At 73.1% G+C, this 13,829-nt stretch carries 16 protein-coding genes and 1 pseudogene; 13 read left to right on the top strand and 4 right to left on the bottom strand.

Annotated features, from left to right (window positions below; genetic code table 11):
- Position 1 precedes the first annotated feature (1 nt).
- The 11 genes and pseudogenes from ACWEMJ_RS07805 to ACWEMJ_RS07755 form a co-directional block, all read left to right on the top strand.
- Positions 2-2,350, top strand: a complete 2,349-nt coding sequence (locus ACWEMJ_RS07805) for a SpoIIE family protein phosphatase (RefSeq protein ID WP_452136074.1) — start codon at positions 2-4, stop codon at positions 2,348-2,350.
- Between the two features lie 73 nt (positions 2,351-2,423).
- Positions 2,424-2,594 carry a hydrophobic protein gene (locus tag ACWEMJ_RS07800; protein WP_452136073.1) on the top strand — a complete coding sequence of 57 codons (171 nt, stop codon included), beginning with the start codon at positions 2,424-2,426 and terminating at the stop codon, positions 2,592-2,594.
- A 27-nt stretch (positions 2,595-2,621) separates the two neighbouring features.
- Complete coding sequence (locus tag ACWEMJ_RS07795; RefSeq protein ID WP_452136072.1) at positions 2,622-3,080, top strand: SRPBCC family protein; 459 nt, start codon at positions 2,622-2,624, stop codon at positions 3,078-3,080.
- A 78-nt stretch (positions 3,081-3,158) separates the two neighbouring features.
- On the top strand, positions 3,159-4,019 hold the full coding sequence (locus ACWEMJ_RS07790) for a Rieske 2Fe-2S domain-containing protein (RefSeq protein WP_452136071.1): 861 nt from the start codon (positions 3,159-3,161) through the stop codon (positions 4,017-4,019).
- Positions 4,016-4,618, top strand: coding sequence for an endonuclease (locus ACWEMJ_RS07785; protein ID WP_452136070.1), 603 nt, complete (start codon positions 4,016-4,018; stop codon positions 4,616-4,618). The genes ACWEMJ_RS07790 and ACWEMJ_RS07785 overlap by 4 nt, the downstream gene beginning before the upstream one ends.
- 108 nt (positions 4,619-4,726) lie before the next feature.
- Positions 4,727-6,193 carry an MFS transporter gene (locus ACWEMJ_RS07780; RefSeq protein WP_452136069.1) on the top strand — a complete coding sequence of 489 codons (1,467 nt, stop codon included), beginning with the start codon at positions 4,727-4,729 and terminating at the stop codon, positions 6,191-6,193.
- A 76-nt stretch (positions 6,194-6,269) separates the two neighbouring features.
- The gene (locus tag ACWEMJ_RS07775; protein WP_452136068.1) at positions 6,270-6,698 is read left to right on the top strand and encodes a hypothetical protein; all 429 of its coding nucleotides are present in this window, start codon (positions 6,270-6,272) and stop codon (positions 6,696-6,698) included.
- Complete coding sequence (locus ACWEMJ_RS07770) at positions 6,695-7,474, top strand: hypothetical protein (protein ID WP_452136067.1); 780 nt, start codon at positions 6,695-6,697, stop codon at positions 7,472-7,474. The genes ACWEMJ_RS07775 and ACWEMJ_RS07770 overlap by 4 nt, the downstream gene beginning before the upstream one ends.
- A 237-nt stretch (positions 7,475-7,711) precedes the next feature.
- Positions 7,712-7,957, top strand: a complete 246-nt coding sequence (locus ACWEMJ_RS07765) for a hypothetical protein (RefSeq protein ID WP_452136066.1) — start codon at positions 7,712-7,714, stop codon at positions 7,955-7,957.
- A 104-nt stretch (positions 7,958-8,061) separates the two neighbouring features.
- Positions 8,062-8,313: a hypothetical protein gene (locus ACWEMJ_RS07760; protein ID WP_452136065.1), complete on the top strand. Its 252-nt coding sequence runs from the start codon at positions 8,062-8,064 to the stop codon at positions 8,311-8,313.
- A 240-nt stretch (positions 8,314-8,553) separates the two neighbouring features.
- Positions 8,554-9,015 (top strand): annotated as a pseudogene (locus tag ACWEMJ_RS07755) (IS5 family transposase); the annotation flags it as partial.
- Here the strand turns inward: ACWEMJ_RS07755 and ACWEMJ_RS07750 are convergent.
- The 3 genes from ACWEMJ_RS07750 to ACWEMJ_RS07740 all read right to left on the bottom strand — a co-directional run bounded on the left by ACWEMJ_RS07750 (position 9,012) and on the right by ACWEMJ_RS07740 (position 10,583).
- Positions 9,012-9,389, bottom strand: a complete 378-nt coding sequence (locus ACWEMJ_RS07750) for a hypothetical protein (protein WP_452136064.1) — start codon at positions 9,387-9,389, stop codon at positions 9,012-9,014. The pseudogene ACWEMJ_RS07755 and the gene ACWEMJ_RS07750 sit on opposite strands and share 4 nt — an antisense overlap.
- 39 nt (positions 9,390-9,428) lie before the next feature.
- The gene (locus ACWEMJ_RS07745; RefSeq protein WP_452136063.1) at positions 9,429-9,926 is read right to left on the bottom strand and encodes a hypothetical protein; all 498 of its coding nucleotides are present in this window, start codon (positions 9,924-9,926) and stop codon (positions 9,429-9,431) included.
- Between the two features lie 168 nt (positions 9,927-10,094).
- Positions 10,095-10,583: a hypothetical protein gene (locus ACWEMJ_RS07740; RefSeq protein ID WP_452136062.1), complete on the bottom strand. Its 489-nt coding sequence runs from the start codon at positions 10,581-10,583 to the stop codon at positions 10,095-10,097.
- Between the two features lie 178 nt (positions 10,584-10,761).
- Here ACWEMJ_RS07740 and ACWEMJ_RS07735 point away from each other — a divergent pair, with 178 nt between their 5' ends.
- Positions 10,762-11,409, top strand: a complete 648-nt coding sequence (locus tag ACWEMJ_RS07735; RefSeq protein ID WP_452136061.1) for a hypothetical protein — start codon at positions 10,762-10,764, stop codon at positions 11,407-11,409.
- Between the two features lie 7 nt (positions 11,410-11,416).
- On the opposite strand, the gene ACWEMJ_RS07730 is transcribed toward ACWEMJ_RS07735, so the two are convergent.
- Complete coding sequence (locus tag ACWEMJ_RS07730; RefSeq protein WP_452136060.1) at positions 11,417-12,739, bottom strand: ricin-type beta-trefoil lectin domain protein; 1,323 nt, start codon at positions 12,737-12,739, stop codon at positions 11,417-11,419.
- 184 nt (positions 12,740-12,923) lie between these two features.
- On the opposite strand from ACWEMJ_RS07730, the gene argB reads away from it, so the two are divergent.
- Positions 12,924-13,769, top strand: a complete 846-nt coding sequence (gene argB / locus ACWEMJ_RS07725) for an acetylglutamate kinase (RefSeq protein WP_452136059.1) — start codon at positions 12,924-12,926, stop codon at positions 13,767-13,769.
- Positions 13,770-13,829: the final 60 nt, after the last annotated feature.

Raw genomic sequence — 13,829 nt, 5'->3', positions numbered from 1 at the left:
CGTGACCGGGGCCCGCGACACCCACCCGGCGGGGACCGACCCGCGCCGCCTGCTCGCCCTGCGGCTGCGCCGCGCCCAGCAGGAGACGGAGGACCTGCGGGCCGCGCTCGCCGCCCGCCCGCTCACCGCGCTCGCCACCGGCGTCCTCGCCGAACGCCTCGGCTGCGGACCCGCCGAAGCCGGCAGCCAACTGCTCGCCCTCGCCGAACGCGCCCGGCTCACCCCGCAGGAACTCGCCGCCGACATCCTCACCACCCTGCCGGGACCCGCCGACGGCGATACCGCGCTCGCCGCCACCGGCCCGCCCAGCCGGCTGCCCGGACGGCCCGAACCCACCGTCGAGGCCGCCCTCACCCAGGCCGCCGCCATGGTCGGCGCCACCGCCGCCGTGCTGTGGACCGCCCGCCCCGGCGGCGTCCTGCACCCCGCCGCCGCACCCGGCTTCACCGACACCGAACGCGCCGACTGGCGGCACGTCCCGCCCGGCGTCGCCACCCCCGCCCAGCGCGCCCTGCGACGGCGCGCCGTCCAGGGCCCCGAAGGCCCCGTCGCCGCCACCCTCGGCACCGCCCGCGCCCCCTACCGCCTCGCCGTGCCCGTGCACCGCGCCGACGGCCCCGCCGCCGTCCTCGAACTCGCCTGGCCGCAGCGCCCCACCGACCCCACCGCCGCCGAACGCCGCCGCCTGCAGGCCGTCGCCGAAGTCTGCGCGCTCGCCCTCACCGACCGTGCCGACCCCGGACCCGCCCCCGCCGACACCTCCGCCCTGGACGCCGCCCTCGCCCCCGCCGCCCTGCTCGACCCCGAACCCGCCCACGGCGCCCCCGCCGACTTCCGCCTCGCCCGCGTCAACCCCGCCTTCGCCGACCTCGCCGACCGGCCCGCGCACCGCCTCGAAGGCCGCACCCTCACCGAGGCCTACCCGCTGGCCTGCGCCGACGGCCTGCTCGACCTGCTGCTCGACGTCCACGCCACCGGCCGCCCCCGGCACCACGACAGCCTCGCCCTCACCTTCCTGGCCGGCCAGACCCCCGCCCCCGCCCTGCTCGAACTCGCCGCCGCCCGCCACGGCGACCGCCTGCTGCTCAGCTGGCAGCCCGCCGCCGGCGCCGACCGCACCGACCACCTGCTGCGCACCGCCCAACGCCTCAGCCACCTCGCCGGATTCGAGGAGGACCTGCGTACCGGCGAGATCCACTGGACGCCCCGCACCGCCGACCTGCTCGGCCTGCCCGCCGGCACCGCCCCCGTCCCGCTCGCCGCGCTCGCCGCCCACGTCCACCCCGACGACGAGCAGTCCGTCCGCCGCGTCGTCAACTCCGCCACCCAGCACGGCCGCGCCGACTCCGCCGTGTTCCGGATGCGGCACCTCAGCAGCTACACCCACTACGTGCGCCTGGTCGCCGAACCCGTCCTCGACGCGCACGGCCGCACCGCCGTCGTCCGCGGCGCCTACCAGGACGTCTCCGCCCAGCACTGGACCGAGACCGCGCTCGCCGCCACCACCGAACGCCTCGCCGACACCCGGCAGGAAGCCGCCGACAACCACCGCCTCGCACTGCGCCTGCAACAGGCCATCCTGCCGCCCGCGCCGCCCCCGCTGGCCGCCGCCGGACTGCGCGCCGCCGTCCGCTACCGCCCCTCCTCGGTGCAGGACCGGGTCGGCGGCGACTGGTACGACACCACCCTGCTGCCCGACCGCACCGCCCTGCTGGTCGTCGGCGACATGGCCGGGCACGGCGTCGAGGCCGCCACCGGCATGGTCGCCCTGCGCAACGCGCTGCGCGGCCTCGCCCACACCGGCGCCGGACCCGGCCGGCTCCTCGGCTGGCTCAACGAAGCCGCCGCCGACCTCACCGACGCCACCGCCACCGCCGTCTGCGCCCGCTACCACCCCGCCACCCGCACCCTGCACTGGGCCCGGGCCGGCCACCTCCCGCCGCTGCTGCTGCGCGACGGCGCCGCCACCGCCCTGCCCATGCCGCACGGCATCCTGCTCGGCGCCGCCGACGACCCCGACTACCAGGAAGCCCTGTTCGAGCTGCGTCCCGGCGACATCCTGCTGCTGTACACCGACGGCCTGGTCGAACGGCGCGACGAGTCCGTCGAGGAGACCCTCGCCCACCTCGCCCAGGTGCTCGCCGAACCCGCCGCCGACCTCGACGCGCTGCTCGACCGGGCGCTGGAGACCAGCCGCGCCGACACCGACGACGACACCTGCCTGATCGCCGTCGAAGTGCTCGACGATCCGAACAGCGAATCGGACGGCGAACCGGACGGCGATCCGGACGGCGATCCGGACGGCGAACCGGACGGCGAACCGAACGGCGAACCGGACAAACGGGTTTGACACCCCGCGAACCGGTCAGACGCTCGACAGGCCCCGACCGGGCCCGTGCACCGACCGAGGAGGTACGACCGCGATGCTCGCGATGCTGCTGGTGCTGCTGCTGATCCTCGTCCTGTTCGGAGCCGGCTTCGCCGTGAAGGTGCTGTGGTGGATCGCCCTCGCCGTACTGGTGCTGTGGCTGATCGGCTTCTTCGCCCGCAGCGCCGAGAGCGGCGGCCGCCGCTCCCGCTGGTACCGATGGTGACGTGACGAGAGACGGAGGAGAGAACACATGAGCATGGTCCAGAAGACCGTCGAGGTGGACGTCCCGCTGCACACCGCCTACAACCAGTGGACGCAGTTCGAGGACTTCCCGCGGTTCATGGACGGCGTCGAGGAGGTCACCCAGATCGACGAACGCCACAACCACTGGCGCACGAAGATCTCCGGTGTCACCCGCGAGTTCGACACCGAGATCGTCGACCAGCTGCCCGACGAGCGGATCGCCTGGCGGACCGTCGGCGGCGACGTCAGCCAGAAGGGTGTGGTGAGCTTCGCCCGGCTCGACGACGACCGCTGCGAGGTGCGCCTCGCGATGGACCACGACCCGCAGGGCGTGGCCGAACGCGCCGCCGACGCGACCGGGATGATCGACCGGCGGGTGAGCGGCGACCTGGAGCGGTTCAAGTCCTTCATCGAGGAACGCGGCCTCGAATCCGGCGGCTGGCGCGGCCGGATCCGCCCCAGCTGACCCCCGCCCACCGCCCCGCCCCCGGCCCCGCGCCGGGGGCGGTGTTTGGCGTCCGGACGAATGGACAGCCGCCTCGGCATGGAACAACCGCACTCAGGCCCCGCCGACTGGCTGGACGCCCCCTCGCACTGGACGTTCCTCGACCCGGCCGCGCAGCGCCTCGCCGACCTGATCCGCGACCTGCCGCTCGGACGCGCCCGCGACCTGCTGCACGGCGTCCCGCTCGGCCACCCCCTGCACCCCGCGCTCGCCCAGTTCCCCATCGGCTGCTGGCTGGCCGCCGGGCTGCTCGACGCCACCCGCCTCGACGACCGGGCCGCCCGCCGGCTGACCGCGGCCGGGCTGCTCGCCCTGCCGCCCGTGCTGTGGGCGGGCTGGGTCGACTGGTCGCGGCTGCCGCCCGCCCAGCGCCGCACCGGGCTGGTGCACGCCGCGAGCGCCGTCACCGGCGCCGTGCTGCACCTGCGCTCGCTGCGCGCCCGCCGCCGCGGCCACGGACTGCGCGGCCGCCTGCTCGGCCTCGCCGGCACCACCGCGGTCGGCCTCGCCGCCGCGCTCGGCGGCCACCTCGCCTACCGGCAGGCCGCCGGCGCCGCCCACGCCGAGGCCGAGTTCCGGCTCGCCCCGCCCGACTGGCAGGCGCTCGGCGACACCGCCGACTTCCCCGTGGACGTGCCGGTGCGCCGCCGACTCGGGGAGGTCGCCGTGGTCGTGGTGCGCCGCGACGACGACTGGACCGTGCTCGCCGACCGCTGCACCCACATGGCCGCGTCCCTCGCCGGCGGCGAACTCGTCGACGGCTGCCTGCAGTGCCCGCTGCACCAGTCCCGGTTCCGGCTCGCCGACGGCCACCCCGTGCAGGGCCCCGCCACCGCCCCGCAGCCCCGCTTCGACACCCGCGTCCTCGCCGACCGGCTGGAAGCCCGGCCACCGCGGTGACCGGCGTCGACGAGCTGCTCGACCGGCACGGCACCACCTACGCCGAGCAGGCCGGCATCCGGCTGCGCGACACCCCCGCCCCGCTGTACCAACTGCTCGTCCTCACCCAGCTGTGCGCGATCCGCATCCGCGCCGACACCGCCGTCGCCGCCGCCCGCGAACTCTTCGCGGCCGGCTGGCGCACCCCGCGCGCGATGGCCGACTCGACCTGGCGGCAGCGGGTCGACGCGCTCGGCCGCGCGCACTACGTCCGCTACGACGAGAGCACCGCCACCGTGCTCGCCGAGGGCGCCGCACTCGTCCTCGAACGCTGGCGCGGCGACCTGCGGCGGCTGCGCGAGGAGGCCGGCCGCGACCGCGACGCGATCGGCCGGCTGCTGCGCGAGGTGCCCCGGATCGGCCCCGTCGGCGCGGACGTCTTCCGGCGCGAGGCCCAGCTGCTGTGGCCCGAGCTGCGCCCGTTCTTCGACCGCCGCGCACTGGCCGCCGCCGCCCGCCTCGGCCTGCCCCAGGACCCGGACAGGCTGGCCGAGTCGGTGCCCGGCCGCGAGCTGGCCCGGCTGTCGGCCGCGCTGGTCCGTGTCGCACTGGGCCGTTGAGCCGTTCGGCGGGCGGCCAGGTGTGTGCCAGGGGGTTTGCCGGGCAGACGCGCTGACGGCGCGTCCGGTGGTCGCCGGGAGCGAGGTTTCTCCGTGAGGGAGGGCGGGATGTCCGCACCGCAGCGCCCGGGGGCGATGACAGTGGAGACCGACGTCCCCGGCAGGCTGGACCGGCTGCCGTGGTCGCCGTGGCACTGGCGGATCCTGATCGGTCTGGGCACCGTGTGGATCCTGGACGGCCTGGAAGTCACCGTGGTCGGCAATCTGGCCGCCCGGCTCGCCGAACCCGGCAGCGGCATCGCGATCAGCACCGCGCAGGTCACCACCACGGCCGCCGCGCTGTACGTGGCCGGCGCCTGCTGCGGCGCGCTGTTCTTCGGCTGGCTCACCGACCGGCTCGGCCGCAAGAAACTGTTCATGATCACCCTCGCGGTGTACCTCGCCGCGACCGCCGTCACCGCGTTCTCCTGGACGGCCTGGTTCTTCTTCCTGTGCCGGTTCTTCACCGGCTTCGGCATCGGCGGCGAGTATGCGGCGATCAACTCCGCCATCGACGAGCTGATCCCCGCCCGGGTCCGGGGCCGGATCGACCTGATCGTCAACGGCAGCTTCTGGATCGGCGCGGCGCTCGGCGCGTTCGCCTCGATCGCGCTGCTCGACACCTCGCTGTTCGCCACCGACCTCGGCTGGCGGCTGGCCTTCGGCATCGGCGTGGTGCTGGGCCTGGTCATCCTGCTGGTGCGCCGGCACGTCCCGGAGAGTCCGCGCTGGCTGTTCACCCACGGCCGCCGCCGGGAGGCCGAGGAGATCGTCGCCGACGCCGAACGGATCGTCGAACGCGAGACCGGCGAGCCGCTGCCCCCGGTGGACGAGCCGCCGATCCGGGTCCGCGAGCGCGGCCCGATCGGCTTCGTCACGATCGCCCGCACACTGGTGTCGCACTACCCGCGCCGGACGGTCCTCGGGCTGGCGCTGTTCATCGGACAGTCGTTCCTGTACAACTCCGTCACCTTCGGCTACGCGGCGATCCTCACCACCTTCTTCGACGTCCCCGCCGGCCGCACCGGCTACTACTTCGCGGTGATCGCCGTCGGCAACTTCCTCGGCCCGCTGCTGCTCGGCCACCTCTTCGACTCGGTCGGCCGCAAACCGATGATCGCCGGCACCTACATCGGCTCCGGCGTCCTGCTGTTCGGCACCGCCTGGCTGTTCCAGCGCGGCTCGCTGGACGCCACCACCATGACCGCCTGCTGGACGGCCGTGCTGTTCCTCGCCTCCGCCGGGGCCAGCGCCGCGTACCTCACCGTCAGCGAGATCTTCCCGCTGGAGACGCGTGCGCTGTGCATCGCGTTCTTCTACGCCGTCGGCACCGCCGCCGGCGGCATCTCCGGGCCGCTGCTGTTCAACGGGCTGGTCTCCAGCGGTGAAGTCGGCGACGCCACCCAGGCGTTCTGCATCGGGGCGACGCTGATGGCACTGGCGGGCGTGGTCGAGGCGCTGATCGGCGTCAAGGCCGAACGGCGCAGCCTGGAGTCGCTGGCCGCACCGCTCAGCCAGGTGCCGCCGGAGCGGTGACGGCGGGTCAACCACCGGACGGGGCAGGGTCGGTGGCTGGCTATCATGTGCTCCTCGAACGAACGGGGGAGTGCAGATGGAACCGGACCAGGTCACCACGGCCGTGCTCGCCGGGCAGGCGGCCACCACCGTGGTCACCCTGCTGGCCACCGACGCCTGGGAGGGCGCCAAGACCGCCGTGGTCGGCGCGTGGCGGCGGCTGCGGCCCGAGCGCGCGGAGTCGATCGCGCTGGAACTCGACGACTCCCGCGAGGACGTGCTGCGGGCCCGCGAGGCCGGCACCGAGGACGAGACGCTGGCGGCGCTCGCGGGCGACTGGGAGAGCCGCTTCCGTCGCCTGATCGGCGACAATCCGGCGCTGGCCGCCGAGATCCGCCGGGTCCTGGACGAGGAGCTGACGCCCGCCCTGCCGCCGGAGCAGCGCGCCGCCGCCGTCACCTTCCATGCCACCGTCACCGACGGCAACGTCTACCAGGCCGGGCGCGACCAGCACTTCCACCGGTGAGCCGGGATCCGGGACGTTCCTTCGACGCGCAGGGCCGCGAGGGCAACGCGTACCAGGCCGGGCAGAACCAGACCTTCGACCACTCGCGGACCGTGCACCACCACGACGCGGGGCGCGGGCGCGCGGTGCTGGGCGCGGTCGCGGTGCTGAGCGTGTGCGGGCTGGTGCTGGGCCTGTACCTGACCAACCGGGGCGTGACCGGCCGGGCGGCTCCCGACGTCCCCGCGCCGGCGGCCGGTTCGGCGGGGCAGGGCAGCGCCGCCGCGCCCGCGGTGCAGGTGCAGGTGCCGGTGCCTGCGCCTGCGTCGGAGGAGATCGTGTTGCAGGATGCCGGCCTCGGTGACGTGCAGGTGCTCGACCTGGATCGGGCGTCCGGGCGCTCGGAGCGGCTCACCGACGACGCGTGGCGGCTGCGCGACGCCCAGGAGCAGGCGTCCTTCGACCTGGTGACGACCAACGCCTCGTGGGCGGAGTTCACCGTCCCCGCCGGGGGCGGCCGGAGCGCCGGGGTGCTGAAGCCCGGCGAGCCCGTCACCCGGGAGTCCTGCCTGCGGGCGGCACGGAGCGGCTCGCTGGTGAAGCTCAGGATCTCCAACCTGTACCGCTCCGAGCTCGACCGGGTGGGCCTTCAACCGGGCGGCACCATCTGCGTGCTGACGGACCACCACCAGCTGGTGCGGGCGACCGTCACCGACCGGGCGTTCGCCAACGACGACGAATCCACCACGGGCCGACTGACCGTCGAGGTCAGCTCGTTGGGGCCGGTGACCGGCTGACGGCGGGGAAATCGCGGAGCGGGCGGTCGGCGCAGGATCGCCGCTGGTGGCTCTGCTCGGTAGGTCGACCTGGTAACTGATCTGCTACTGGTTGGCCGTCGGCTGGCTCCAGGTTCTGACCTTGGAGGAGGGCCGACGGCTGCAGCGGATCGGCCCGACCTCGAAGGACCCGGTGAGGCTGCGGCGGGCACTCGTGGTGCTGATGTCCGCGCAGGGCCAGTCGGTGCGCGGGCCTGGGTGGCGGGCCACCAGATCGAGCTGGTCTTCCTGCCCACGTACGGCTCATGGCTGCACTGGATCAAGTCCGATTTCGCCGCGCTTCGCTACTTCGCGCTCACCGGCACCCGCCATCGCAGCCACGACGAGCAGAACGCCGCCATCGGCGCCCACATCCACTGGCGCAACGCGCGCCGAGCCGAAGAGCAACTTCGCCCCGACTCACCCATCCGTACCTGGATCGACTGCCCGGAAGAGGCAGCATGACGATCCATCAGGCCGATCCCTGCATCGCCGGCCAGGGACGAGCCTGGTGCTGCTCGGCAGAATTTCTTGGAGGGCTGTCGGCTGTCGGCCGGTAGGATCGGCCGATGTTCAGGTTCAAGGTAGCTGCGGATGGACCCGATCCGCTGATCGTCCAGTTCGAGCCGGCGGCAAACGAGATGGTCGTGGCCCCCGGGGACCACATCACGATCGAGTGGCCGGAGTCGTACCCGGGCCACACCGGCGTTGGTACCTTTGCGTACAGTCCCGGCTGGCTGACGATTCTTGAGCCGAACTTCCTGCCGGGCCAGTGCTGGGCCAGGGTCTGGAATTCCGCCGGTGAAGAGATCACCTACTGACACGGCCTCCGCCCGCAGAGGTGTTTCGGAGTCGGTCAGGCCGACTTGGGGTGGGTGCCTGTGCAGGTCCAACGGAACGGGTGGGCGTGGTCGTTGCGCTGGCTCATCCAGGCATCCGTCTTCTCGCGATCAGGTCGTCGCGGCTGGTGAAGTCGCTGTGCCGGATGACGGCGCGGGCCAGCGCCGAGAAGACGAGTTTCGACCTGGTCGAGCCAGGAGACGGTCGAGCCGGTTCAGGAAACGAAGATCCATCTCGTCGGCGACGCCCGTGCACGGCCCCTGGCTCTCCGCGTCACCGCAGGCCAGGCGGGCGACGCCCCGGCCTTCGAGACCGTCATGGCTGCCATCCGCCTTCCGCGAAGCGGCCCCGGACGACCGAGGAGCCGCCCCGATGCCGTCCTCGCGGACCGCGCGTACTCATCCCGCGCGATCCGAAGTCACCTCCGCCAACGCGGAATCCGCGCTGTCATCCCCCCGCCCTCCGACCGGATCGGCCACCGGCTGCGGCGAGGCAGCGCGGGCGGTCGACCGCCGACTTTCGACGCGGAGTCGTACAAGCAGCGCAACGCGGTGGAGCGATGCATCAATCGCCTCAAGCAGTGGCGCGGCCTGGCCGTGCGGACCGACAAGCTCGCCATCGCCCACCAGGCCGCGCTCCAGCTTGCCGCGATCCTCGTCCGGGCACGGCGACAGCCCGCTCAGCGAGCGACCACCCAACGTGCATCCGCGGGCCAAGAGCCCGTGCCAACGATGTGCTCCACGAGCCTGAACGCCTCACGGATGGGGACGGTGTCCTCATCCGGATACTCGTCGCCCTGCCCGTTGGAGAGGATGAACCCGTCGCTCGACCCCGCAGCTCCGGGGGCCACGGCGTGCTCGCCGGGATCACCCTCGCCTTCGAGTAGCACCACCATCGCTCGCTCGGCATTCGTCACGAAGGCCAGCAACCGTCCGGATGAACTGGTCAGCCACGTCTCAAGCTGTCCGCTGTCGATCCTCGATCGAAGGGCCTCCACAACCCCCGCCGCCGACACAGGGACAGGGCTGTCGTCATTGATCACCCAAGACTCGATCACGAGCACGACGATCTCACGGACGGATCCAAGAGACAGGCCCTACGTGAGTTCAGCTGAAACGCGAGGGTGCTGCGTCAGCCGTCGGGCTTCGGCCGTGACCTCGGCATCGACCTGTGCCAGTGTCCTGTTGCCGTATTCGAGGACGTCGTACTCGTCATCGAGTTCTGCGAGCCGTTCGGCCAGGGCCAGTTCATGCCCGAAACGCTGATGAATCCGGAAGGCGAGCTCCCGGGGGGTCAGCTCGCCGGACAGCAACTGGCGCGCGAGCGCCCGGGCGGCGGCTTCCTGACCGGCAATGCTGCTGACCGGGTAGAAGGTGAGGCCCAGCTCGTCGAGCGCAGAGGGGAGGATCTCGGGCACGTCGTAGTCCGCTTCGGCGCGTGTGCACGCTGCCAGGGCACGCAGTGCGGGACTGTCGAGCCCGGCAACGAGTGCATCGCACGCGGCGCCGACCACATCGCTTGCTCGGACCTCACCGATGCTCCAGAGAACGGCGTGGTCCTGCAGATTGCTGGCTGCTGATTGAGTCGACGGCACTGACACATGATCCCTTCACGGGCTGGCAAGGTCGAGCGGGTTTCACTGGTTCCGCTGCTCTGCGACCTGCGACCTGCGGCAGGGGCGCGGGCAGTTCACCCTGTCGAAGTCGAACCACCCGAACCGCACGGTCCACACCTACCTGCGCTGGCGCAACGCCAACGCCGACTACCGGGTCTGTCTCCGCCGTCCACCCGGCGAACCTGTGCGGTCGCAGCACTGGGCACGGCCCAGGATGTCGCCACCGCGCACCGCAGCCACGACAGCAACCACTGGCGTGGATACGAGCGTGAGCAGCACTGGCCCGTAACCGACATCGGTAGCGACCGCCACGACAACGGTTTGGCCAAGGTACGTCGTGCCGGCGACGAGCCCGGCGAGTGCCCCCCGCAGAGGGGCGCGGGCGGCCAGCCACTCGGGCGACAGCGCAAGGGCCGTACCGATTGCCGCGCCGACCAGAACGCCGACGCCCAGGCTCCCGCCGACCATGATCGCGATCGGGCCGAGAGCCGGCGGGGCACCGCGGTGCCGTCCCTGGAAGAGCCACATCACCGCGACTCCCAGCCATATCGAGCCGGACAGCACGGCGGGCACCGCTCCCATGCGGATTCCCAACCGGACACCCCGCCGGACCACAGCCTCGACCACGATGTGCACCCCCCAAGACTCGGCCGCGGGCCACCCTACTCCGCACTGCCAACGACAACAGGTGCCGGCGATGTCACCTCACGGCTTGACCGCCCACTGCTCGGGCGCGCCGCGGCGGATCGATTATCAGGTCAAGGATCCGGGCCGAGCCGCTAGCATGTGCGCTTTCGGTGAGGGGGGAGCGCGGATGGACGCGGAGTTCGGGGTGCGTGGGCGGCGGGGCAGTGGCGTGGTGGCGGTGGTCGCGGCGCTGGTCGTGTGCGGGCTGCTGGTGGGGCTGTACTTCGCGAATCGGAGTGAGGACCGGGCAGCGCCGGAGCCGGTGCCGAGCGTGTCGGCGAGCAGTGGCGCGCCCGCGACCCCGGCTGCGACGGGGCCGGCGCCGGAGCGGATCGTGCTGGAACGGGCGCCGCAGGGCGAGTTGCAGGTGATCGACCTGGATCTGCCGTCGGGGCGCTCGCAGCGGATCACCGGCGCGGACCCGGACCGGGCGCACGTCGATCTGCTGATGACCGACGCCTCGACGGCGGAGTACGAGATCCCGTCCGGCGGCGGTCGGAGCGCCGGTGCGCTGGCGCCGTTCGGGCCGGTCACCCAGGAGACCTGCCTGCGGGCGGCGAGGACCGGGACGCTGACCAGGTTCAGGGTCGGCACCGCAGACCGCTCCTCGCTCGCCTCCCAGGACATCCAGCGCGGCAGCTCGATCTGCGTGGTGACGGATCAGCGGCAGCTGGTGCAGCTCACCGTCACCGACCAGACCTTCGACAACGCGCAGATCAACACCACCGGCCGGCTCACCGTCACGGTCACCGTGCTGGGGCCGGCCGGGAGTTGACGACGCGTCAGCCCAGCGTCCACTGCTGGGCGGGCGTGCCGTTGCAGGTCCACAGTTGCAGGCGGGTGCCGTCGGCGGAGGAGCCGTTCGGGGAGTCGAGGCACTTGCCGGAGCCGGTGTTCACGAAGGCCCGGGCGGCGCTGTAGGACCACTGCTGGGCGCCGGTGCCGTTGCAGGTGTAGAGCTGGACGGCCGCGCCGTCGTTGTGCGAGGCGGCGTCGACGTCCAGGCACTTGCCGAGGGCGCGGACGGTGCCGTCAGTGCCGACCGTCCACTGCTGGGCCGCGTTGCCGGTGCAGTTGTGCAGCTGGATCGGGGTGCGGTCGGCGCTGGACGCCCCGGCGACGTCCACGCACATGCCGCCCGGGCCGGTGATGCGGCCGGTGTAGGGCAGCGGGCCGGTGCCGGAGGTGGCGACGTGCACGTAGTCGACGACCATCGTTTGCGGGAAGCTCGACGAGCCGTCCGGGCTGCCGGGCCAGTCGCCGCCGACGGCCAGGTTGAGGATCAGGAAGAACGGGTGGTCGAACACCCAGCGGTTGCCGCCCAGGTCGGCGGGGGTGCGGGTCTGGTAGGCGCGGCCGTCCACCGACCAGGTGAGGGCGGTGGGGCTCCAGTCGACGGCGAAGGTGTGGAAGTCGTCGGCGAAGGACTGCCCGGCCGGCAGTGAGTACGGCGCGCCGATGCCGCCCGCGCCGGAGTAGCCCGGGCCGTGGATGGTGCCGTGGACGGTGCCCGGTTCGCGGCCGATGTTCTCCATCACGTCGATCTCGCCGCTGTTCGGCCAGCCCGCCGTGCCGATGTCGTTGCCGAGCATCCAGAACGCGGGCCAGATCCCCTGCCCGCGCGGGATCTTGATGCGGGACTCGAAGTGCCCGTAGGCCTGGGTGAAGGTGCGGGAGGTGTTCAGCCGCGCCGAGGTGTACTGGCAGGTGCCGTACCAACAGGCCAGCCCCGGATCGGAGTTGCGCTTCGCGGTGATCACCAGGTGGCCCTGGCCGTCCAGGGCGGCGTTGGCCGCGCCGGGCGTGTAGTACTGGAGCTCGTGGTTGCCGTTGCCCGAACCGCCGCTCTCCACCGTCCACTTGGCGGGGTCGGCGGCCGATCCGGCGGGGCCGTCGAAGTCGTCGGCCCAGCTCTGCGCGGCCGATACCTGCGTGCTGAGTGGCTGCGTGGCGGGCGCCTGCGCGGCTTGTGCTTGCGCCTGCGCGCCGGGCGGCTGCGCGGCGACGGCGGTGGAGCCGAACGCGGCGGCCGTCAACAGCGCGCCGGCCAGCAGGAGTTGGAGGCCGCCGAAGGGGCGGCGGCGGGTGGTCGGTGCAGCAGTCATGGCAGACCCCGCTTCCCGGGTGTGCGCTCCGCGGCGGTGGGCCGCCGCCGGTAGGCCTGAATGGTACGGACGCGAAATCATCATGGCAACGTCAAAATTCGGGCGAACTCGGGCCCCTGCGGGGTCTTGTGACGGGAGCGGAAGCCGCATGTAAGGTAAGCCTCACCTTAGCGAAAGGGTGGTCGTGGACCTGCTGTCCTGCCTGGCCGGGCTGCGCCCGTACGCCGGCGCCACGGTGGTGCTGAAGTTCGGCGGAAACGCCATGGTGGACCGGGAGTTGACCGCCTCCTTCGCGCGCTCGGCGGTGCTGCTGCGGTACGCCGGGCTGCGCCCGGTGGTGGTGCACGGCGGCGGTCCGCAGATCGACGCGCACCTGCGGCGCCTCGGCGTGAGCGCGCCGTTCGCCGGCGGCCTGCGGGTCACCACGCCCGAAGTGATGGGCGAGGTGCGGATGGTGCTGGCCGGTCAGGTGCAGCGCGACCTGGTCGGGCTGATCAACGCGCACGGCCCGTTCGCGGTCGGCCTGACCGGCGAGGACGCCGGGAGCATGACCGCCGTCAAACGCTGGGGCCGGGTGGACGGCGAACCGGTCGACCTCGGGCGGGTCGGCGAGGTCGCCGAGGTGCGTACCGGCCTGCTCCGGGCGCTGCTGGCGGACGGCCGGATCCCGGTGGTCTCCTCGGTCGCCCCCGATGCGGACGGCGCGGTGCACAACGTCAACGCCGACACGGCGGCCGCGGCGGTGGCCGGTGCGCTGGGCGCGCGGGCGCTGCTGATGCTCACCGATGTCCCTGGCCTGTACCGGAGTTGGCCGCCGCAGGGCGGTCCGATCGCGCGGCTGACGGCGGCGGAGCTGGCCGCGATGCTGCCGGGCCTCGCGGGCGGCATGGTGCCCAAGATGACGGCCTGCCTGGCCGCGCTGCGGGCCGGCGTCGGCGAGGTGCGGGTGCTGGACGGGCGGGTGTCCGACGCGGTGCTGCGGGCGTTCGGCCCGGCCGCGCCCGGCACCCGGGTGCTGGGCCCCGCGTAACGCCTCCGGTGGCGGCGGCAGTTGAACTTGACTCGATCGCCCGAGGTGAAGTTAGGTAAG

The sequence above is a fragment of the Kitasatospora sp. NPDC004531 genome, from assembly GCF_053602195.1.
This window is presented reverse-complemented; position numbering and strand designations above follow the sequence as displayed.